This window comes from Nakamurella flava (genome assembly GCF_005298075.1).
GTDB classification, from domain to species: Bacteria; Actinomycetota; Actinomycetes; order Mycobacteriales; family Nakamurellaceae; genus Nakamurella; species Nakamurella flava.
In genome coordinates, this window is sequence record NZ_SZZH01000001.1 from 1,352,129 (window position 1) to 1,373,375 (window position 21,247).

Here is a 21,247-nt window from a genome sequence, read left to right on the forward strand (position 1 = left end):
GCCCTACCCCAGTCCCCAGAACGCCAGCCCCACCACGGTACCGACGACGATCGCGACGGCCAGGGTGAGCGGCGAGAAGCGCACGGCGAACTTGCGCCCGAACACTCCGGCCTGCATGGCCGCGAGCTTGACGTCGACCGCCGGGCCGACGGTCAGGAAAACCAGCTTGCCGACGAACGGGATGGTCGAGAACGACGCGGCGACGAACGCGTCGGCCTCGGAGCAGAGGGCCAACAGGAACGCCAGGGCCGCCATCAGCAGGATGGACAGCCAGATCGACCCGCCGATGCTCTCCATGATGTGGGCGGGTACGACGGTCTTGAAGGTCGCCGCGGCCGCCGCACCGAGCACCAGGAACCCGGCGGCCTGGGTGAAGTCGCCGAGCATCGTGCCGGTGAACAGCCGCCAGCGGGGCCCGGTGCCAGTGACCTCGACGACGTCGTCCCGCCGGCGGGGCCGCATCCACTCGGGCCGGCCGATGCGTTCCCAGATCCAGCCCACGATGACGGCGGTCAGCAGACCGGCGATGAGCCGGGCCCAGACCATCGACGGTTCGGCACTGAAGGCGACGGCCGTCGCGACGAGGACGATCGGGTTGATTGCGGGGGCCGACAGCAGGAAGGCCAGTGCGGCGGACGGCCGCACGCCCCGGGCCATCAAGCGGTTGGCGATCGGGACGGACCCGCACTCGCAGCCGGGCAGCAGCGCCCCGCAGGCGCCGGCCGCGGGGACGGCCAGGGCGGGAGAGGACGGCAGCAACCGGGTGAAGACCGAACTGGGGACGAAGGCTGCGATCGCCCCGGACACCACGACCCCGAGGACCAGGAACGGCGTGGCCTGCACGCAGACCGCGATGAAAACGGTCGACCAGCTCTGCAGGATCGGTTCGTCCAGGGCCCGCGCCAGTGGTCCACGCAGCAGGATGGCGGTGAGCAGGATCAGACCGAAGATCTCCAGGGAGCCGGGGCGGTAGCGGCGCCGGCCGGTGCCGGGCTCGGCCGGGCCGGAGGCGCTGTGTCCGGCGTGCGTGTCCTGTGCGGTCATCCGGTCGGGTCCCCCTGCGTCTCGTCCGCCGATCCCCCCGGCGGTGTGGTCGTCCCGTCGATCGGTGTCGGCACCGTCTCGGCGCCGAAGCGTCGGTTGCGGGCGGCGTAGATCTCGCACGCCTGCCACAGGTGGCGGCGGTCGAAGTCAGGGAAGAGCGTGTCCAGGAAGACGAACTCGGCGTAGGCCGACTGCCAGAGCAGGAAGTTGCTGGTCCGCTGCTCACCGGACGAGCGCAGGAAGAGATCGACATCGGGCATGTCGGGCTCGTCGAGGTACCGGGCCAGCATCTTCTCGTCCACCTTCGCCGGATCGATGCGGCCGGCCGCGGCGTCCAGAGCCAGGGCCCGGGCGGCGTCGGCGATCTCGGCGCGGCCGCCGTAGTTCACGCACATCGTCAGGGTGAGGACGCGGTTGTCGGCCGTGAGTTCCTCGGCGACCTCGAGTTCCTTGATGACACTGCGCCACAGGCGCGGCCGGCGGCCGGCCCAGCGCACCCGGACGCCCAGGGCGTGCATCTCGTCGCGTCGCCGGCGGATGACGTCGCGATTGAAGCCCATGAGGAAGCGGACCTCGTCGGGCGAGCGCCGCCAGTTCTCGGTGGAGAAGGCGTAGGCGGACAGATGCGTGACACCGATCTCGATGGCGCCCTCGACGACGTCGAACAGGGAAGCTTCCCCCCGCTTGTGCCCTTCGGTGCGGGGCAGGCCCCGCGCCTTGGCCCAGCGACCGTTCCCGTCCATCACCAGGGCGACGTGGCGGGGGACCGATTCCGGCGGCAGGACCGGCGGACGGGCCCCGGTCGGATGCGGACGCGGGAGGGCCGGGGCGACCGGCTGCGATCGCGTGCGGCGGAGCGCCATGTCCTAGGACTCCAGAGCGAGGTCGGGCCGGCGGGGGCCGGCGGTGGGTTCAGGGGTCACGGCGACCCGGTCGACGAGCGGCAGCGACCGCAGCGACCGTTCCAGGTGCCACTGCAGCAGTGCCGCGACCAGACCGGAGGCCTCCCGACGGTCGGGTCCGGTGGCCGCCTCGGCGGCCGGCCAGTCCCCCTCGGCCAGGGCGGCCATCAGTTCCAGGGTCGTCGGAGCGGGCCGGACGGCTCCACCGGCGCCCGCCCCTCGACAGTCGGGACACAGCGAACCGCCCGAGGCGACGTGGAAGGCCGAATGGAAGCCCGGCTCGCCGCCCACCGTGCCCCCGGGGATGCCGCAACGCGCGCACTCGCGCAGGGCGGGGGCCCACCCGGACAGCGCCAGGGCCCGCAGCAGGAACGCATCGAGCACCAGGGCGGGGTCCCGGTCGGTCTGGACCAGGGCGCGTAATGCGGAGACCACCAGCAGGAACAGCCGCAACGCCGGTTCGCGTTCCTCGGCCGTCATCCGTTCGGCGGTCTCCACGATGGCGGTGGCGCAGGTGTAGCGCGGGTAGTCGGCGGCCAGTGCCGGACCGAAGGTGTCCAGGCTGACGGCCTGGGTCACGATGTCGAGGTTGCGACCGGCGTACAGCTGCAGGTCGACGTGCCCGAACGGTTCCAGCCGGCCCCCGAACTTGCTCCGGGTGCGGCGCACGCCCTTGGCGACCGCGCGGATGCGACCGTTGCGCCGGGTCAGCAGCGTCACGATCCGGTCGGCTTCCCCGAGCTTGGTCACCCGGAGCACGACTGCGGAGTCGCGGTACACGGTCACCGAGCCATCCTGCCACCGCGGGTGACCAGCTCATCGCGCTCAACACGCCTGACGGCCGGTGTGCCGGGGGCCGGTGCCCCGCTCCGCCGGGCGCTCCGGCGATCCCGGCGCGTAGTGGTGCACTAGCCTGGAGCTGCACCGCGAACGCTCGGAATACCCGCATGTCGGCCGTCTCCGGGGTGCCCGCGCGTCCTGTTGAAAGGGAACCAGATGACTTCGTCCCCCACCGTGCGTCGGGCCACCACCGACGATGCCGAGGCTTTCGCCGCCTGCCATCTGGCCTGCTGGCGGGAGGCGTACGCCGACCTGTGGGGGTCAGATCGCCTGGAAGCGCTGGATCTGGATTCGATGGCCAACCGGCGCCGCAACGAGATCGAGTCCGGTCTGGGTGACCACTGGTTGTCCGAGCTCGACGGCCAGGTCGTCGGGATCGCGATCGCCGGTCCCAGCCGCGACGACAACCCGCCGCCCGGGCCCGCCGGCGAGCGCGAGCTGTACGCGATCTACGTGCGCGAGGAGTTCAAGGGCAAGGGACTGGCCGACGACCTGCTGGAGGCGGCGGTCGGTAACGGGCCGGCGTCGCTGTGGGTGTACCGGGACAACCCGCGGGCGAGCCGCTTCTACGTGAACCACAACTTCATCCCGGACGGCGAGGACCGCACCGATTCGTTGGGCATCCTGGAGATCCGGATGGTCCGGAACTGACCGTCCGCGGACCACTGCCCGACAGAACGCCCCGGGCCCCTCGGGCTTCCCGGGCGGGAGGACGACGATGTCACGTCTGACCGTGCCGACCGCGGTACGCCGATTCTCCGACGGACGCTTCGTGTCCCGTCCCGATGTGGTCGCCGGCGAGGAACCGCTGGAGATCCGGGTGGACGGGGTCTCGCTGACCACGACGATGCGGACCCCGGGAGCCGACATCGATCTGGTGCACGGGTTCCTGCACGCCGAGGGTGTCATCACCGCGGCCGGCGACGTGCGCGAGGCCCGCTACTGCGACGGGGTGGACGCCGACGGCCGGCAGACCTACAACGTCCTGGACGTGGAACGGGCCCGGTCGGCCGTCCCGCCAACGCCGATCATCGCCCGCAGCTTCCCCACCACCTCGGCCTGCGGGGTGTGCGGGTCGGCGTCGATCGAGGCGTTGCAGCGGGACCTGCGGCACCCGCTGGACGACGGCATCGCCGTGCAACCCGCAGTGCTGCAGGCCCTTCCGGATCGGCTGCGGGAACGGCAGCGGACCTTCCAACGGACCGGCGGGGTCCATGCGGCCGCGCTGGTGACGTCGGCCGGCGAGATCACCCTGGTCCGGGAGGACGTCGGCCGTCACAACGCCGTCGACAAGGTGATCGGCGCCCTGCTCCTGCAGGGGCGGGTACCGGTCCGCGACGCCTTCCTGCTGACCTCGTCGCGGGCGTCCTATGAACTGGTCCAGAAGGCGGCGATGGCCGGAGTGGGTCTGCTGGTCGCGGTCTCGGCTCCGTCCTCGCTCGCGGTCGATCTGGCCCGGGCCACCGGGATGACGCTGGTCGGCTTCACCTCGAGCCGCGGTTTCAACGTCTACTGCGGGCCCCAGCGCATCGTCGGCGCCTGACCGGCACCTTCGTTGCCGGGCGCGGTGGTGGGTCGACGGAACGACCCGGTCGGGTGCCGCTCGATGCGCCGGCGGGCCCATGGGTATCAGCGCGGCTCGGCGCTTCTCCTGCCCACCGTTGCAGAGCAGCCCGCGTCCCGATCGTCCCGCAGGAGTCCTTCATGCCCTCCCCCTCCCGTCCCCGTCAGCGCCGCTCGGTGTTCCGCCTGACGGCGGCCGCAGCCGTGGTCGCCGCGACCGTCATCACCGTGAGTGCCTGTGGCGCGTCCGTGACCGGCGCACCGCAACCGAATGCTGCGGCCGTGACCACGACGGTCGCCCCGCCGACGACCTCCGAGCCGTCGACGACCGCGCGCACGTCGGCGACCAGTACCCGTCCGACGACCGCGCGTCCCACCGCGCCGAGTGACCCGACGGATCTGACCGAGTTGACCGACCCGACCGAGCTGAGCGACATCACGGCACCGACCGATCTGACGATCCCCACCGATCTCGGGTCGATCCCCGGGTTCTCGGAAGAATGCACCTCGGTCTCGATCGCCTACCTCACGATCGCTGTCGCACCGTTGAGCGCGCTCGGCGGGACGGGCCAGTTCGACGACACCGAACTGCAGAAGGCATTGTCCGATCTGGACGCATCCGGCCAGATCCCGGACGCGCTGACCGCCGATTTTCAGACCCTGAGCCAGATCTCGGCTCAAGCGGCGGGGGGCAGTCTCGAACAGGCTGGCGACTTGTTGAGCAGTGCCGAGTTCACCACGGCCAGCGAGCACGTCAACACCTGGATCGAGACCAACTGCGGTAGCTGACCTGCGCCCCCGATGACGAGAGCCCCCGACCTGCGGTCGGGGGCTCTCGTCATGTCGGTCGGCGCCGGGCGGGCGCCGGGTCGATCAGGCCGATTTCTCCCGTGGGGCCCGCTTGGGCTGCCGAGGCACGATGGTCGGATAGACGTTGGAGCGAACGGTCTCGGCGGTGACGACCACCCGCTCGACGTCGTCACGGCCGGGCACCTCGTACATGGCCGGGAGGAGGACCTCCTCCATGATCGCGCGCAGACCGCGGGCGCCGGTGCCCCGCAGGATGGCTTCGTCGGCGATGGCTTCCAGCGCGTCGGGCGCGAATTCCAGCGCCACGCCGTCCATGTCGAACAACCGCTGGTACTGCTTGGACAGCGCGTCCCGCGGCTCGGTGAGGATCTTGACCAGGGACTCCTTGTCGAGGTTCGTCACCGACGCCACGACGGGCAGCCGGCCGATGAACTCGGGGATGAGTCCGAACTTGATGAGGTCCTCGGGCATGACGTCGGCGAAGACGTCGGAGCCGTCGATCTCGAACTTGCTGCGGACCTCCGCGCCGAACCCGAGGCCCCGCTTGCCGACCCGCTCACCGATGATCTTGTCCAGTCCGGCGAACGCACCGGCCACGATGAACAGCACGTTCGTCGTGTCGATCTGGATGAACTCCTGGTGCGGGTGCTTGCGTCCGCCCTGCGGCGGCACCGAGGCCTGCGTGCCTTCGAGGATCTTCAGCAGCGCCTGCTGCACGCCCTCCCCGGAGACGTCACGGGTGATGGACGGGTTCTCGGACTTGCGCGCGATCTTGTCGACCTCGTCGATGTAGACGATGCCGGTCTCGGCCCGTTTCACGTCGTAGTCGGCCGCCTGGATCAGCTTGAGCAGGATGTTCTCGACGTCCTCGCCCACGTACCCGGCCTCCGTGAGCGCGGTCGCGTCCGCGATGGCGAACGGGACGTTGAGCATCTTGGCCAGCGTCTGGGCGAGGTAGGTCTTGCCGCAACCGGTGGGGCCGAGCATCAGGATGTTGGACTTGGCCAGCTCGACCGGCTCGGGCCCGCGGTCGGGGCCGGCCTGGATCCGCTTGTAGTGGTTGTAGACGGCGACGGACAACGCCTTCTTGGCGGTGTCCTGACCGATGACGTACTGGTCGAGGTACTCACGGATGGCCGTGGGCTTCGGCAGCTCGTCGAGCTTGACCTCGCTGGTCTCGGCCAGCTCTTCCTCGATGATCTCGTTGCAGAGATCGATGCATTCGTCGCAGATGTAGACGCCGGGGCCGGCGATGAGCTTGCGGACCTGCTTCTGGCTCTTCCCGCAGAAAGAGCACTTCAGCAGATCGCCTCCGTCGCCGATGCGTGCCATGTGCCCCTCGATCTGTTGGACGGTCTGGACCTGGGACGTTACCCGGTGGTCATGCCCGGACGGCGGTGATGACACCCCGACACGACCACCAGGGTATCCGCCCGGTGGGGCGGCGGGCAGGTGAAATACCGGCCGGCCGCGAACGTTCACTGGTAGGAGAAGGGCCCCGCCGCGTTCCCCGGCGATGCTGGTGCCGCGCGAGGGAATGCGGTGGGGCCCCGATCGGACTTGCTCAGACCTCGAGCTTGCGGTAGCCGAGGACCTCGTCGACCAGGCCGTAGTCCTTGGCCTCCTGGGCGGTGAGGATCTTGTCCCGGTCGATGTCCTTGCGGACCTCCTCGGGCGTCTTGTTGGAGTGCCGCGACAGGATCTCTTCGAGCGCGGACCGCATACGGCCGATCTCCGCGGCCTGGATCTCCAGGTCGGACACCTGGCCGTAGACACCTTCGGTGGCCGGCTGGTGGATGAGGATCCGCGAGTTCGGCAGCGCCAGACGCCGGCCGGGGGTGCCGGCGGCGAGCAGCACGGCGGCGGCCGAGGCCGCCTGACCCAGGCACACCGTCTGGATGTGCGGGCGGACGAACTGCATGGTGTCGTAGATCGCCGTCATGGACGTGAACGAGCCACCCGGCGAGTTGATGTACATGATGATCTCGCGGTCCGGGTCGGTGGACTCCAGCGTCAGCAGCTGGGCCATGACGTCGTTCGCGGACGCGTCGTCGATCTGCACGCCGAGGAAGATGATGCGCTCCTCGAAGAGCTTGTTGTAGGGGTTGGATTCCTTGACGCCGTAGCTGGTGCGCTCGACGAAGGACGGCAGGATGTAGCGGGCCTGCGGCATGTTCAGGGCGTTGCCGTGGGCCAGGCCCTGGGGACCGCGCATGTTCGAGTTCATCTGTGGTGTCTTCCTCGGGTGCTGGTCAGTTGCCGGGCGGGGTGCTGGCCGGATTCTGCGAAGCACGGGCCACGACCTTGTCGATGAACCCGTACTCCAGCGCCTCCTGGGCGGTGAACCAGCGGTCGCGGTCCTGGTCGATCTCGATGCGCTCGAGCGGCTGGCCGGTGTGCAGCGACTGCAGCTCGGTGAGCTCACGCTTGGACTTGATCAGCATGTCCGCCTGGATGGCGATGTCCGCGGCGGTACCGCCGACGCCGGCGCTCGGCTGGTGCATGAGGATGCGTGTGTGCGGCAGGGCGGCGCGCTTGCCCTTGGCCCCCGCGGTGAGCAGGAACTGGCCCATGGAGGCGGCCAGGCCCATCGCGGTGGTGGCGACGTCCGGCTCGATGAGCATCATCGTGTCGTAGATGGCCATCCCCGCGGTGACGCTGCCCCCGGGCGAGTTGATGTAGAGGGTGATGTCCTTCTCGGGATCCTCCGCGGCGAGCAGCAGCAGCTGCGCGGTGATCTCGTTGGCGTTGGTGTCCCGCACCTCGGATCCGAGGATGATGATCCGCTCCCGGAGCAGACGCTCGGAGACCGAGTCGGACAGCGACAGGCCGGGGGTGCCGCGCATCAGCGGGGCGGACAGGCCGGGGACGGCGGACTCCAGCTTGCGCAGGGGTTCGGGCACCCGCGCCTGCGAATGGCGGTCGCTCACTGCACTCTCCTTCTGGTGTGGCGCCGATGACCGGGTCCGGTTCGATCGGGATCCGGGCGAGAGCCGGGCGTCGGCCCCGAGGGGACGACCCGGCTGCACCATCGCGCGCCGTACGTTGTCCCGACAGTAACGACAGACCCCCGGCCTACCGTGGTAGCCGGGGGCCTGTTCGCTGACGGCGTGACCTTGCGCCGCAGGTCAGCGCTCGGTGTCGGCGGCCTTGTCCTCGGCCGGGGCGGACTCGGCCTCATCGGTACCAGCCTGATCGACCGCGGTGTCCTCCGGGGCCTCGACCTCGTCAGCCGGGACCTCCTCGACACCGAACAGGGCGGCGATGTCGACAGTGGCTCCGGAGGCGTCGGTGACGGTGGCCTGCTCGACGGCGGTGGCCAGCGCCTTCCCCCGGCGCACGTCGGCGAAGATCGCGCCGACCTGGTTGCCCTGGGTGACCCGCTGGAAGTACTGGTCGGGCGACATACCGAGCTGCTGGGCGTTGAACATCACACGCTCGACGAACTCGGACTGGTCGACCTGCACGTCGTTCTGCTCGGCCAGGGCGTCCAGCAGCAGCTGGGTCTGCACGGCCTTGACGGCGGACTCGCGGACCTCGGTGTCGAACTCCTCGCGGCTCTGGCCCTGCTTCTCCAGGTAGGCGGCGAAGGCGTCTTCGTTGTGGTCGAAGGAGTGCACCGCGTCGTGCTGACGGGCCTCGACCTCGGCCTTGACGACGCTCTCCGGGGCCGGAATGTCGGCGGTGGCCAGGAGGGCCTCCAGCACCTTGTCCCGGGCCTCGATGCCCTGCTCGCGTCCCTTGACCCGGCGGATCTTCTCGGTCAGGTCCGCCCGCAGCTCCTCGACCGTGTCGAACTCGCTGGCCAGCTGGGCGAAGTCCTCGTCCACCTCGGGCAGCTCGCGGCTGCTCACCTTCTGGACGGTGACGGTGACCTGGACCTCCTGGCCGGCGTGGGGGCCGGCGACCAGGGCGGTGGTGAAGGTGGCGGACTCGCCGGCACCCAGTCCGCTGACGGCGTCGTCGAGGCCGTCGATGAGGTCACCGGAGCCGACCTTGTAGGTCAGGCCGTCGGCGGTGGCGTCGGCCAGGATCTCGCCGTTGCGCTCGGCGGACAGGTCGATGGTGACCAGGTCGCCCTCGTCGGCGGCCCGCTCGACCTCGGTCACGGTGGCGAAGCGGTCGCGCAGCGCCTCGACCTGCTCCTCGACATCGCCGTCGGCGACCTCGACGTCGGCCACCTCGACGGAGACGGTGGACGGGTCCGGGACGGTGAACTCCGGTCGGACGTCGACCTCGGCGGTGAACTCGAGGGTCTCGCCGTCCTCGATGCGGGTGACCTCGATCTCCGGCTGTCCGATGACCGACAGATTGGCCTCGCTGATCGCCTCGCCGTACTTGGCCGGAACGGCCTCGTTGACGACCTCGGACAGCACCGCGCCACGGCCGAGGCGGGCGTCGAGGATGCGGGCCGGGACCTTACCGGGGCGGAAGCCCGGGATACGGACCTGACCGGCGAGGGCCTTGTAGGCCTTGTCGAACTGGGGCTTCAGTTCGTCGAACGGAACCTCGACGTTGATCTTGACGCGGGTCGGGTTCAGCTGTTCGACGGTGCTCTTCACGGTGGGATTACTCCTCGGACGGGTATCGGCAGGCTGCCGCAGGGTCGTGGGCCGGCTTGGGTCGGCCCGCGGTACGCCCCCGTCCACGACGGCGGCGGACGGTGCACGAACCGGGCACAGCCGCGGCCGAGTCTAGAGCGTTCCGCGAAACCGGGAGGACATCTGCGCCTGCGTTCGACGGAGTCGGGCGACTGGACGCGGAGACAGCATGAGCGGGCCACTTGTGAGCCGCGCGAGCATTCGGTGGTCGGGGTGACAGAATTCGAACCTGCGACGTCCTGCTCCCCGACGACTCGGCCGCGCGGGTGTTCGGTGGTCGGGGTGACAGGATGTGAACCTGCGACATCCTGCTCCCCGACGACTCGGCCGCGCAGGTGTTCGGTGGTCGGGGTGACAGGATGTGAACCTGCGACATCCTGCTCCCCGACGACTCGGCCGCGCAGGTGTTCACTGGTCGGGGTGACAGGATGTGAACCTGCGACATCCTGCTCCCCGGACGACTCGGCCGCGCGGGTGTTCGTTGGTCGGGGTGACAGGATTTGAACCTGCGACATCCTGCTCCCAAAGCAGGCGCGCTACCAAGCTGCGCTACACCCCGGCGAAGGGCCGGTCCGCGACCGGTGGGACAGCGGGGGCCATTCGTTGAGCGGGCGACGAGAATCGAACTCGCATCATCAGTTTGGAAGACTGAGGCTTTACCACTAAGCTACGCCCGCATTTGCGCCGCCGGACTCACGTTCCGGACGATGCAGAGAACATCGTAGCCCATCGAGCGAATTCCCCGGCTCACGCTCCCGCATCAGCCGCGAACGCTGTGACACTGACCGTCACGGCTGGTTGCGCTCGGTGCCCGGTCCCGAGTCGGTGGAGTGCCGCATGGACCAGCTCGACCTGGCTCGCATCCAGTTCGCGACCACCAGCATCTACCACTTCCTGTTCGTCCCGGTGACGATGGGACTGGCCGTCTGTGTCGCCGTCCTGCACACCCACTGGTATCGCACCGGCCGCGCCGAACCGGCCCGGGTGACCCGGTTCTTCGGTGGACTGCTGCTGCTGTCGGTGGCGGTCGGCGCGGCGTCCGGTCTGGTCCAGGAGTTCCAGTTCGGGCTCAACTGGTCGCGGTACTCGGTCTTCGTCGGGGACGTGTTCGGTGCTCCGCTGGCCATGGAGGGTCTGGCCGCGTTCTTCCTGGAGGCCACGTTCCTCGGGCTCTGGTGGTTCGGCTGGTCGGTGCTCCCCCGCCGCGTCCACCTGTTCACCGCGTGGATGATCCCGCTGGGCGCGATGCTGTCGGCGGTGTTCATCATGGCCGCCAACTCGTGGATGCAGCATCCGGTCGGCTACGAGATCAACCCGGTGACCGGGCGCGCCCAGTTGACCAGCGTCGTCGACCTCTTTGCCAACCGGATCTTCGTCTGGGGCTATCTGCACGTGGTGCTGGTCGCGCTCAGCTTCGGCGGCACCGTACTCCTGGCGGTCGGGGCCTGGCACTTGCGCCGGGCCGCCCGTGCCCGCCGGGCCGGCACCCCGGACCCAGCCCTGGACGAGCAGGCCCGGCTGCTTCGCGGCAGCACCAAGGGCGGCCTGTGGCTGATGCTCGTCGCCACCGTCCTGCAGTTCCAGGTCGGTGGGCAGCTCGGCATCAACGAGACCACGTTCCAGCCGATGAAGATCGCGGCGGCCGAGGCCAACTGGGACACCTGCTCGCCGTGCTCGTTCTCCGTCCTGCAGATCGGTGGCTTCGATTCCGGCGAGACGCCGGTGAAGATCATCGAGGTGCCGCACCTGCTGTCGCTGTTGGCCACCGGCAGTTGGGACGGACAGGTGCAGGGCCTGGCGCAGCTCGATGAGCAGTACAACCAGCAGTACGGTCCCGGCGACTACGTCCCCAACGTCGTCATCCAGTACTTCTCGATGCGGGTGATGGCCTACGGCGCCGGCGGGCTGGCCATGCTCGGCCTGTGGGGCGCATTCCTGTTGTGGCGCCGCCGGTTCGACGATTCCCGACTGTTCCTGTGGGTGTCGTCCTGGGTGGTGATCGCACCGTTCGCGATGGCCACGGCCGGCTGGCTGCTGACCGAGTCGGGCCGGCAACCGTGGCTCGTGCAGGGCCTGTTGCTGACGAAGGACGGGCTGTCGGGTTCCGGCGGTGCGGGGCAGATCGTCGTCAGTCTTCTCATCGTCGGTGTCCTCTACGCCACCATCGGGATCACCGCCGCGGTGCTGATGATCCGCCACGCGCGGCGGGGTGTCGGGCCACTGCCGCCTGACGACCAGTCCCCGGGCGACCGCCCGACAACGAGGGCGGCCGGCGCGGCTGCGACCTACTGACGGAGGACGACATGGATCTGCCCACCGTCTGGTTCGTGCTCATCGCCGTCCTGTGGACCGGGTTTTTCGTCCTGGAGGGCTTCGACTTCGGGGTCGGCGCCCTGCACGCCGTGGTCGGCCGCACCGACGCCGAGCGGCGCAGCGCGCTGTCGGCCATCGGTCCCTGGTGGGACGGCAACGAGGTGTGGCTGGTGGTGCCGGTCGCCGGCACCTTCGCCGCGTTCCCGCCCTGGTACGGCGCCTGGCTGTCCGGCCAGTACCTCGTTTTCTGGGGCGGACTGGCCGCCCTCATCGTCCGCGGTGTCGCTCTGGAGTTCGGCAGGCATGCCGACGGGGCGGCGGCCCGGCGGGTGTGGACGGTCCTGCTGTCGGTCGCCTCGCTGCTGGCACCCGCCTTCCTGGGTCTGGCGCTGGGCGATCTGGTCGCCGGTCTGCCGCTCGACGGGGCGGGCGACCTGGTCGGCGGTGCCGGAGCGGCGTTCACCCCCTACGGCCTCCTGGTGGCCGCGACGCTGACAATGCTGTGCCTGGCCCACGGGGCGACATTCCTGACCCTGCGCACCACCGGCACCGTGGAGGGGCGGGCCAGCACGCTGCGTCGCCGGTTGCTGCTGCCGGCGACCACGCTCGTCGTGCTGCTGGCGGTCGTGACGGTGGTCGCGCATCGTCCGGGGGCGGTGGCGACCGTCGCCGTGCTGGTTCCGGTGGCTGCGGCAGTCGTCGCGACCCTGTGGTCGGGGGGCGCGTCCGCGGGCCGGACGTTCGCGGCGTCCGCGGTGGCCATCGGCGGCACGGTGGCCGCGATCTTCGTCGGGCTGTTCCCCAACGTGCTGGTCTCGACCGATCCGGCGACGACCCTGACCGTCGCCGGGACCGCGGCCAGTCCCTATGCCCTGCAGGTCATGTCGATCACGACCGCCGTCCTGCTGCCGATCGTGCTGGCCTATCAGGCGTGGGGCTTCTGGGTGTTCCGGGCCCGGGTCAGCGGGTCGTCGCCGGACGGTCCATCGACGAAGGCGTCAGCAGCAGCAGACTCCGCGGGCCGACCGTCACCCGACCCGCGCTGACGGTCGTCCCGGCCCGGTCCGGGGTCAGGCTGTCGACCACGACGCACCAGTCGTCACCGGCGCCGACGACGTCGGCCGGGACGGTGAAATCCAACGGTTCCCACCAGGCGTTGACGAGGACGGCGAGGACATCGGTGTCGGCGGCGACCGCGCCGGGGGCCCGTTCGGGGTCGCTGCCGACCGGTTCGACCCGGCCGTCCAGCACGATGGTCACGCTCTTGGCCGCCCCGTCGGCCCAGTCCGTACCGGTCATCGGGTCGCCGGCCGGCGTGTAGCAGCGCTCCCCCGCCGCCGGTGGGTAGCGGTGCCGGCGCAGTACCGGGTGATCGCGGCGCACGCGGAGCAGGTCCCGGGTGAAGGCATGCAGGGCCTCGGCCGCGGGCGTCCGCAGCGCGGTCCAGTCCCACCAGGACAGCGCGGAGTCCTGGCAGTAGGCGTTGTTGTTGCCCTGCTGGCTGCGGCCCCGCTCGTCGCCCCCGAGTAACAGCGGCACCCCGCGGGCCAGCAGCAGGGTGGCCAGCAGGGCCCGGGTCTGGGCGGCCCGCAACCCGACTACCGTCGGATCGTCGGTCGGGCCCTCGACACCGCAGTTCCAGGAACGGTTGTCGTCGGTGCCGTCGCGGTTGTCCTCCCCGTTGGCCTCGTTGTGCTTGTGGTCGTAACTGACCAGGTCGGCCAGGGTGAACCCGTCGTGCACGGTGACCAGGTTGATCGAGGCGTCCGGTCCGCGCCGGTCGGCCAGCCGGTCCCCGCCGTAGAGGTCGGCCGAGCCGAGGAACCGGGTGACCAGGTCGGGCAGCCGGTCGTCGTGACTGCGCCAGAAGTCGCGGACGGTGTCCCGGAAACGGCCGTTCCACTCCGACCACCCGGGCGGGAACCGGCCGATGTCGTAGCTGTCGCCCTGACCCACGTCCCACGGTTCGGCGATCAACGTCACCTCGGCGAGGACCGGATCCTGGGCGGCGATCTCGAAGAACGCGGCGTGGTCGGAGAACGCCCCGTCGGAGCGGGCCAGGGTGGGAGCGAGGTCGAAACGGAAGCCGTCGACGCCCATCTCGGTGACCCAGTAGCGCAACGAGTCCAGGATGAGCCGCAGGGTCGTCGGGTGGCCGACGTTCAGCGAGTTGCCACAGCCCGTGGTGTCGATGTATGCCGAAGGGTCCTCGGGAGCGAGCCGGTAGTAGTTCGCGTTGTCCAGGCCGCGGTAGGCCAGGGTCGGTCCGGTGGGGCCGGCTTCGGCGGTGTGGTTGTAGACGACGTCCAGGATGACCGCAATGCCGGCGGCGTGCAGCGTGCGCACCATGTCCTGGAACTCGTCCACCGCACCGGCCGGGTCGCCGGCCCGGGCCGCGGCCGAGTAGCCGGGGTGCGGGGCGTGGAAGCCGATCGTGTTGTAGCCCCAGTAGTTGTCCAAACCCTTGTCCAGCAGGAAGGTCTCGGCGACGTGGTGTTGCACCGGAAGCAGCTCGACGGCGGTGATGCCCAGATCGGTTAGGTGGGCGACGGCGGCCGGATGGGCCAGACCGGCGTAGGTGCCGCGCAGCTCGGCGGGCACATCGGGATGCAGCTGGGTGAAGCCCTTCACGTGCAGCTCGTAGAGCACGGTGTCGGCGATCGCAGTGTCCGGCCGGTTCCAGTCCGGACGAGCGCCGACCGCAGCGCCCGCGACGATCACACTGTGTGGGACGGACCCGGCCGAGTCGAGGGTGCTGGGCCGGGACGGGTCGTCGACGTCATGTGCGTAGATCGCCGGGCCGACGACCAGATCACCGACGACGGCGCGGGCGTAGGGGTCGACGAGCAACTTGGCCGGATTGGCCAGCTGGCCGGCGGCCGGGTCCCATGGCCCGTCGACGCGGAAGCCGTAGCGCTGCCCGGGGCGCAGGCCCAGGACGCGGCCGTGCCAGACCCCGGCGTCGACAGCGGGCAGTTCCACCCGGGTCTCGGTGACGCCGCCCGTGTCGGGATCGGTGTCGAGCAGGCAGAACCAGACCCGCTCGGCCGCCGACGAAGCGACGGCGACGTTCCAGCACCCGGGCCCGGCGTGCGGATCGGTAGTGACGCCCAATGGGTGCGGCCGACCCGGGATGACCTGCATGGCGGAAGCCTGACAGGTGGCGTCGGCACGCCGTGGCGAACGGTCCCGAACAGTCACCGATCGGAGGATTCCGACGCGAGCGCGGGGGGCAAGGGTTGACCTGGAGCGCGCTCCAGCTTGCAGGGTGCCGGGCATGGAACGCACGCCCTCCCCTGACCAGGACCTCGTTCTCGGCACCATGTACTTCGGGACCCGCACCCCGGAAAACCATGCCTGGGCGCTCCTCGACCAGTACGTCGCGGCGGGCGGAACCTGGCTGGACACTGCCGACAACTACGCATTCTGGGCCGATCCGAGCGGTCTGGGCGGCGCCAGCGAGCGTGTCGTGGGTTCCTGGCTGCGCGTCAACCACGGTGCGCCGGTCAAGGTGGCCACCAAGGTCCGGTGGGCGCCACTGGTGCCCCATCGCTGGCCGGAGAGCGCGGCGGGACTGTCGGCCCCCGCCGTCCGGCGTGCCGTGGAGGGCAGTCTCGATCGGCTGGGCCTGGATGCCGTCGACCTGCTCTGGGCCCATGGGGAGGACCGGGACGTGCCCTTGAGCGAGGTGGTCGGGGTGTTCGGCGACCTCGTCGCCGAGGGCCGGGCCCGGCGCCTCGGCGCCGCCAACCATGCCGCGTGGCGGGTGGAGCGGGCCCGTGCCCTGGCGGTGGCCACCGGGCGCGAGACGTTCTCCGCCCTGCAGTTGCGTCATTCCCTGCTGCAGCCGCGGCCGGGGGCCGGCCTCCCGGACAGTGGGCACCGCCTGCTCGCGGACGAGGATCTCGACCTGGCGCAGGACGCCGGGCTGGCCGTGTGGGCCTACACGCCGCTACTCAACGGCGCGTACTCCCGTTCCGACAAGCCGTTGCCCGCCGCCTACGACCACCCTGGCACCAGGGCGGTGTCGGCGGTGCTCGACGACGTCACCGCCGAGACCGGCGCGACCCGCCATCAGGTGGTGCTCGCGTGGCTTCGAGCCCAGGGCATCACCCCCCTCGTCGGCGTCAGCACTCCCGGCCAGCTCGCCGAGGCCCTGGACGGTCGGGCGCTGCAACTCTCGGCGGACCACCTGGCGCGGTTCGCGGCTGCGCGATGAACCGGTGATGTCATGGAGACCATGAAGGTGACGCGACGACTCCCGACGGACGATCGGCCCGACGCGGCGGGTGGTCTCGCACCGGCGGATGCCGCCGCCCACTGCGGCGTCAGCCTGGACACCCTCCGCTACTACGAACGTGAGGGGCTGATCGGCCCGGTGGCCCGTACCTCGGGCGGCCGTCGCAGCTACGACGAGAACGATCTGTTCTGGGTCGGTCTCGTCACGTGCCTGCGGTCGGCGGGACTCGGTATCGCCGACTTGCGGGAGTTCACCACCCTGCTGCGCAGCGAAGGCGATCCCGGTGCCCGGGTCGACTTCCCGGCCCATCACCGTGCGGTGCTGCAGCAGCGCGCGGCCAGCATCGCCACCGCGCGGGGAGTCCTCGACGAGAAGATCGCGCACTACTCGGCCGTCCCGCCGCCGACGGATCGCCCCGGCGAGGCCGACCGGCCCGTGGTCTGATCCGGCGCGCCACCGGGGTCGAACCCACTCGTCAGGCCACACCGCCCGGCACCCGTTCGCGGCACACCGAGCCCCTTCCGAGCCAGGGGTGACCGGGGCGCCCTTGGAGACTTTCTGCCCTATGACGCTTTTCGATCCACCGTCAGCATGGCTGGGTCAGCGCCGCCGGCGACGTCACCGGCGGTGATCCCGCCCTTCTCGAGGTGGTCGAAATGCCGGAGCAGGATGGACGCATCGGAGCGGCGACCCGGCCGGGAGCGTTCCGGTGGTCGCGCGTGGCGCTCGAACTCGTCGTCGCGGCCGGGGCGGTGTACGGCGGTGTCGGGCTCATCGCCGGTAACAGCATCGGGATGCGGCCCGAATGGCTGGCGGCGACCCCGTTCTCGTCATGGGTGTGGCCCGGGATCCTGCTGCTCCTGGCGATCGCCGTGCCGATGACCCTCGCCGCGCTGCTCGAACTGCGCCGGTCACCGCGGGCGCACCGGGCCTCGCTGGTGGCGGCGGCCGCGCAGATCGGCTGGATCCTGGCGCAGTGGGTGATCATCCGGAAGTTCTTCCTCCTGCAGCCGGTCATGCTCTCCGCTGGTCTGCTGCTCGTTCTCCTGGTCTGGCTGACCCATCGGAGCGAACCGAGACGGCGCCGTGGATGGTCCTGGGACTCGACCACAGCAGCCCGCTCCGATCCGACCGGACGTCCATACAAGGCCTAGGACGGCGCCGACCGGCTCGCGGGCAGCGGGACCGACCACCGGAGAACGGCCCCCGGTTGCCCGGGCGGGCTCAACCACAGGGTGCCGTGGTGCCGTTCCGCGCGTCGTCGCAGGTTGTCCAGACCGCTGCGCGACTGGTCGTCACCGAACCCGGGCCCGTCGTCGATCACCTCGAGAACCAGGACGCCGTCGGCGACGTCGACTCCGACCTCGACGTCGTCGGCGTGCGCGTGGCGCGCGACGTTGGCCAGTCCTTCCCGGAGGACGGCTTCGACATCGGCGTACAGGGACCGGGGAACCAGTGAATCCAGTGGCCCGCGCAGCTCGACCGTCGGCCGTCGCCGCAGTCCCGGGCTCAGCTCGTCGACGACTCGCAGGACGATGGCCCGCAAGGAACCGGACCCGGCGGTGGGCCGGCGGTTCAGTTCGAAGATCGTGGTGCGGATCTGCGTGATCGTGTCGTCGAGATCGTCGACGGCCTGGCCGATGCGGTCGGCCAGTTGCGGGGGTGCGGCCCGTTGGCCCCCCTGCAGCCGGAGACCGACGGCGAAGAGCCGCTGGATGACGTGGTCGTGCAGGTCCCGGGCGATGCGTTCACGGTCCTCGAGGATGTCGATCCGGGCCTGTGCAGCGCGGGCCTCCACGAGTTCGAGAGCGACGGCGGCGTGACCGGCGTACGTCGCAACCAGGTCGAGCTCGGCCGCGGTGAAGTCCGGGCGGTCCACCCGTCGACCGAGAACGAGGACACCCCGCGTGCCGTGCCCGCCGGTCAGCGGAACCATTATCAGTGGGCCGACCTCGTCGAGGTCGTCGAGTCGCAATGGCGGTGGGGTCTCGTTCCGGCCACCGATACGGGTGCGGAGCGACCGGCCGTTGTTGAGCACCTCTCGGGTACGGGTTCCCATCAGCGGGAACGTGGCACCGGTCAGTCCGTCGACGGACGGTCCGCTGACTACGTCGATGACGGCGAGGTCGGAGTCGGGTACCGGTGAGGCGTGGAGGCCGATGTCGGCGTCGGCGGTCTCCCGCGCGATGTCGACGACATGCTGGGTGTCGGCCGAGCCGGTGAGCACGTCGATCATGAGCTGATTGGACGACTGCAGCCAGCGCTGCCGGAGGTGGGCGGCGTCGAACAGGCGGGCGTTCTCGATGGCGGTCGCGGCGGTCGCCGCCAGCGCTTGGATGACCTCGGTGTCCTCGGTGGTGAACGCGGCGACCCGGGGGTCGGCGAGATACAGGTTGCCGTAGACCGCATCGCGCAGCCGGATGGGAACGCCGAGGAAGCTGCGCATGGGCGGGTGGCCAACCGGGAGGCCGGAGGAGCGCGGATCCCCCGCCAGATCGTCGAGTCGGATCGCTTCGGCCTCGGAGATGACCGCGCCCAACAGTCCCAATCCGCGGGGCAGGTGATCGATTCCGGCGACTGCGTCCGGTGCCATCCCGGTGTGCAGGAACTGCTCCAGCCCGCCCTCGGGGCTCAGTACGCCGAGGGCCGCGTAGGTCGCGCCCGTGAGGTCGGCGGCGGCGGTCGTGACCCGTTGCAACACATCAGGCAGTTCCAACTGGGCCATGACGAGCCGACTGGCGTCGATGAGTTTGCGGAGCCGATCGCGGACCAAGAGCACCTCCTCGGCCTGGTCGATCAACTCGCGCAGCGGACTGCCGATGCGCAAGCCGGGATCGCTGTCGCCCGGGCGCCCGTCACATTTGCGGACCACGGTACGAACGGTAACGGCACACTGCGCCCGAAGCGAGCGGTTCGTCCGTTTCGGCGGAGCGGTCTTCCCGCTGCAGTAGGGGCTTTCGCCTCAGGCCCGCAGCGGCGGAAACATCGATCGTGGACCGGTCGAACAGGAGGGACCGAAGATGAAGGTGTGGTCGGTGGTGACCCCGGGGCCGATCGACAGCGGCCCGATCGCACGACAGGAGCGACCGATCCCTCTCCCGGGTCCCGGCCAGGTCGCGGTCAAGGTGCGCTGCTGCGGGGTGTGCCGGACGGATCTGCACGTCGTCGAAGGTGACCTCCCCCCGCACCGCCGGGGGGTCGTTCCCGGACACGAGGTGGTCGGCGTGGTGTGGGCCGTCGGGCCGCGGGCCGACCGCTTCACCGTCGGGGATCGAGTGGGGGTGGCGTGGCTGGCGGCCACCGACGGCAGCTGTCGGTTCTGCCGCCGCGGCGACGAGAACCTCTGCGAAGAGCCGCAGTTCACCGGATGGGATCGGGACGGCGGTTACGCCGACGTGTGCGTGGCCGACGAGCGGTTCGTCTACGACCTGCCGGCGGGCGTCGACGACGAGCAGGCGGCGCCGATGCTGTGCGCCGGCATCATCGGCTTCCGCGCGTTGCGGGCCAGCGGAGTACGGCCGGGCGGACGGCTCGGGCTCTACGGTTTCGGCGGCAGCGCCCACCTCACCGCGCAGATCGCCCTGCACCTCGGGATGCGGGTCCATGTGATGACCCGGGGAGAGCAGAACCGCGGTCTGGCCACCGACCTGGGTGTGGACTCCGTCCGGGGCGCCGCCGATGCCCCACCGGAACAACTCGACGGCGCCATCCTCTTCGCCCCGGCCGGTGACCTGGTCCCGGTGGCCCTGCGTGCGCTCGATGACGGGGGAATCCTGGCGGTGGCGGGTATCTGGCTGTCGGGGATTCCGGCGCTGGACTATCAGACCCACCTGTTCCGCGAACGGTCGATGCGAAGCGTGACGGCCAATACCCGGCAGGACGGAGCGGATTTTCTCGCCCTAGCAACGCGTTTCGGGATCCGCGCGACCACAGTCCCGTACCCCATGGATCAGGCCCAGCGAGCGTTGTCCGACCTGCGCCACGGCCGGTTCGCCGGCGCGGCGGTCCTGGTGAACGACTGAGGGTTCGCGCCGACCTTCACCGTATGCGGACACCGCACGCGCCGGTCCCGGTCAGTGGATGTGGCCTCGCTCGAAGGCACCGACGGCGGCGACCGACAGGGGGCTGGGCGCGACGCGGGTGAGTGCTTGCGCAGACCGTGCCCGCTAATCACGGCGTCCACGGCCGACCTCCGGCATTGACGAGCGCCCATTCCTGCGCCCACTGCCGGTACCGCCCCCGGTCCAAAGCGCGTCGTCCCAGGCTCAGCACGCCGGCCAGCAGTCCCCCGAGGACGAGCCACGCGACGAACGCACTCACCACGAGCAGAACGCAGGCGGTCGTGGGTGTCATGGGCTGCGGCACCACGGACCCGTCCTGGGCCAGCCACACCTGCACCGGCCCGCCGGCCATCGACCCGGACGGCACCGTGACCGGACCCTGCACGGTCGCCCCCGACCGGTCGGTCCACTGCGCCACCGCGGCGTGGTCGACCGGCATCGACATCCGCGTCGGGGGTGGCGGTGTCCCGGTGACCAGCACGGCGTCCACCGCGACGACGCCGGAGCGATCGTGTTCGATCCGCTCGGAGATGCCCGGCCAGGCTGCACTGCCGGCCACCGCGATGATCGGCGCAGCCAACGCCCAGAGCGCGACCAGGAACAGCACCAGCAGGCTTTCGCAGCGGTCGCCGGGGCGGGCCAGCGGATTGCGCCAGACCCTAAGGCCCACCGGGATCCTCGGCATCGACAGCGGGGAGCGGGACGTGTCCAGCATGGCTCTCCTCCTGGGACGAATGACGTCCGCGACGCCGGACTGCGCGCCCGATGTCGTCGCCTGCATCGTGGGCGACGGGTGGGCGCCCGGTGAAGGTCCGAAGGTCCCCATCCGCGGCAGCGCGGGTGGTGCCCCCTGCGTCGTCGGACCGATTGGGG

Annotated in this window: 19 protein-coding genes and 2 tRNA genes; 9 read left to right on the forward strand and 12 right to left on the reverse strand. The window is 70.5% G+C overall.

Annotated elements, in window-relative coordinates:
* Positions 1–3: 3 nt before the first annotated feature.
* From FDO65_RS06070 to recO, 3 genes are read right to left on the reverse strand one after another with little or no spacing between them, the layout of a single operon-like run.
* On the reverse strand, positions 4–1,044 hold the full coding sequence (locus FDO65_RS06070; RefSeq protein WP_137448495.1) for a permease: 1,041 nt from the start codon (positions 1,042–1,044) through the stop codon (positions 4–6).
* The gene (locus FDO65_RS06075; protein ID WP_137448496.1) at positions 1,041–1,907 is read right to left on the reverse strand and encodes an isoprenyl transferase; all 867 of its coding nucleotides are present in this window, start codon (positions 1,905–1,907) and stop codon (positions 1,041–1,043) included. Before FDO65_RS06075 ends, FDO65_RS06070 begins: the two co-directional genes overlap by 4 nt.
* Positions 1,908–1,910: 3 nt before the next feature.
* Positions 1,911–2,732, reverse strand: a complete 822-nt coding sequence (recO, locus tag FDO65_RS06080) for a DNA repair protein RecO (protein WP_137448497.1) — start codon at positions 2,730–2,732, stop codon at positions 1,911–1,913.
* A gap of 210 nt (positions 2,733–2,942) precedes the next feature.
* Between recO and FDO65_RS06085 the strand changes: the two genes are divergently transcribed.
* The 3 genes from FDO65_RS06085 (at position 2,943) to FDO65_RS06095 (ending at position 5,138) form a co-directional block, all read left to right on the forward strand.
* Complete coding sequence (locus FDO65_RS06085) at positions 2,943–3,437, forward strand: GNAT family N-acetyltransferase (protein WP_137448498.1); 495 nt, start codon at positions 2,943–2,945, stop codon at positions 3,435–3,437.
* 67 nt (positions 3,438–3,504) lie between these two features.
* The gene (gene fdhD / locus FDO65_RS06090) at positions 3,505–4,329 is read left to right on the forward strand and encodes a formate dehydrogenase accessory sulfurtransferase FdhD (protein WP_137448499.1); all 825 of its coding nucleotides are present in this window, start codon (positions 3,505–3,507) and stop codon (positions 4,327–4,329) included.
* A 161-nt stretch (positions 4,330–4,490) separates the two neighbouring features.
* Positions 4,491–5,138 (forward strand): hypothetical protein, encoded by a 648-nt coding sequence (locus tag FDO65_RS06095; protein ID WP_137448500.1) that lies wholly within the window; start codon positions 4,491–4,493, stop codon positions 5,136–5,138.
* A gap of 84 nt (positions 5,139–5,222) precedes the next feature.
* Here the strand turns inward: FDO65_RS06095 and clpX are convergent, their stop codons facing one another.
* The 6 genes from clpX to FDO65_RS06125 form a co-directional block, all read right to left on the reverse strand.
* Entirely contained in the window at positions 5,223–6,491 is a 1,269-nt protein-coding gene (gene clpX / locus FDO65_RS06100) for an ATP-dependent Clp protease ATP-binding subunit ClpX (RefSeq protein WP_137448501.1), read from the reverse strand.
* 232 nt (positions 6,492–6,723) lie between these two features.
* Complete coding sequence (locus tag FDO65_RS06105) at positions 6,724–7,374, reverse strand: ATP-dependent Clp protease proteolytic subunit (protein WP_137449524.1); 651 nt, start codon at positions 7,372–7,374, stop codon at positions 6,724–6,726.
* A 37-nt stretch (positions 7,375–7,411) separates the two neighbouring features.
* The gene (locus FDO65_RS06110) at positions 7,412–8,005 is read right to left on the reverse strand and encodes an ATP-dependent Clp protease proteolytic subunit (RefSeq protein WP_137449526.1); all 594 of its coding nucleotides are present in this window, start codon (positions 8,003–8,005) and stop codon (positions 7,412–7,414) included.
* Positions 8,006–8,287: 282 nt separating this feature from the next.
* The gene (gene tig / locus FDO65_RS06115) at positions 8,288–9,721 is read right to left on the reverse strand and encodes a trigger factor (protein WP_137448502.1); all 1,434 of its coding nucleotides are present in this window, start codon (positions 9,719–9,721) and stop codon (positions 8,288–8,290) included.
* Between the two features lie 521 nt (positions 9,722–10,242).
* Positions 10,243–10,319, reverse strand: a tRNA-Pro gene (locus tag FDO65_RS06120).
* 47 nt (positions 10,320–10,366) lie between these two features.
* Positions 10,367–10,437 (reverse strand) — tRNA-Gly (locus FDO65_RS06125).
* 160 nt (positions 10,438–10,597) lie between these two features.
* On the opposite strand from FDO65_RS06125, the gene FDO65_RS06130 reads away from it, so the two are divergent.
* Positions 10,598–12,052, forward strand: a complete 1,455-nt coding sequence (locus FDO65_RS06130) for a cytochrome ubiquinol oxidase subunit I (protein ID WP_137448503.1) — start codon at positions 10,598–10,600, stop codon at positions 12,050–12,052.
* An 11-nt stretch (positions 12,053–12,063) separates the two neighbouring features.
* Entirely contained in the window at positions 12,064–13,119 is a 1,056-nt protein-coding gene (cydB, locus tag FDO65_RS06135) for a cytochrome d ubiquinol oxidase subunit II (RefSeq protein ID WP_137448504.1), read from the forward strand.
* On the opposite strand, the gene glgX is transcribed toward cydB, so the two are convergent.
* Positions 13,034–15,217, reverse strand: coding sequence for a glycogen debranching protein GlgX (glgX, locus tag FDO65_RS06140; RefSeq protein WP_137448505.1), 2,184 nt, complete (start codon positions 15,215–15,217; stop codon positions 13,034–13,036). The genes cydB and glgX overlap by 86 nt on opposite strands.
* A gap of 133 nt (positions 15,218–15,350) precedes the next feature.
* On the opposite strand from glgX, the gene FDO65_RS06145 reads away from it, so the two are divergent.
* The 3 genes from FDO65_RS06145 (at position 15,351) to FDO65_RS06155 (ending at position 17,467) form a co-directional block, all read left to right on the forward strand.
* Entirely contained in the window at positions 15,351–16,292 is a 942-nt protein-coding gene (locus FDO65_RS06145; RefSeq protein WP_205849808.1) for an aldo/keto reductase, read from the forward strand.
* A gap of 21 nt (positions 16,293–16,313) precedes the next feature.
* Positions 16,314–16,757, forward strand: coding sequence for a MerR family transcriptional regulator (locus FDO65_RS06150; protein WP_137449530.1), 444 nt, complete (start codon positions 16,314–16,316; stop codon positions 16,755–16,757).
* A gap of 212 nt (positions 16,758–16,969) precedes the next feature.
* Positions 16,970–17,467 (forward strand): hypothetical protein, encoded by a 498-nt coding sequence (locus tag FDO65_RS06155; protein WP_137448506.1) that lies wholly within the window; start codon positions 16,970–16,972, stop codon positions 17,465–17,467.
* On the opposite strand, the gene FDO65_RS06160 is transcribed toward FDO65_RS06155, so the two are convergent.
* The gene (locus FDO65_RS06160; RefSeq protein WP_137448507.1) at positions 17,464–19,185 is read right to left on the reverse strand and encodes a sensor histidine kinase; all 1,722 of its coding nucleotides are present in this window, start codon (positions 19,183–19,185) and stop codon (positions 17,464–17,466) included. The genes FDO65_RS06155 and FDO65_RS06160 overlap by 4 nt on opposite strands.
* A gap of 148 nt (positions 19,186–19,333) precedes the next feature.
* Here FDO65_RS06160 and FDO65_RS06165 point away from each other — a divergent pair, with 148 nt between their 5' ends.
* Positions 19,334–20,335: a zinc-dependent alcohol dehydrogenase family protein gene (locus FDO65_RS06165; protein ID WP_137448508.1), complete on the forward strand. Its 1,002-nt coding sequence runs from the start codon at positions 19,334–19,336 to the stop codon at positions 20,333–20,335.
* Positions 20,336–20,483: 148 nt separating this feature from the next.
* On the opposite strand, the gene FDO65_RS06170 is transcribed toward FDO65_RS06165, so the two are convergent.
* Entirely contained in the window at positions 20,484–21,089 is a 606-nt protein-coding gene (locus tag FDO65_RS06170; protein ID WP_137448509.1) for an Rv1733c family protein, read from the reverse strand.
* Between the last annotated feature and the right edge of the window lie 158 nt (positions 21,090–21,247).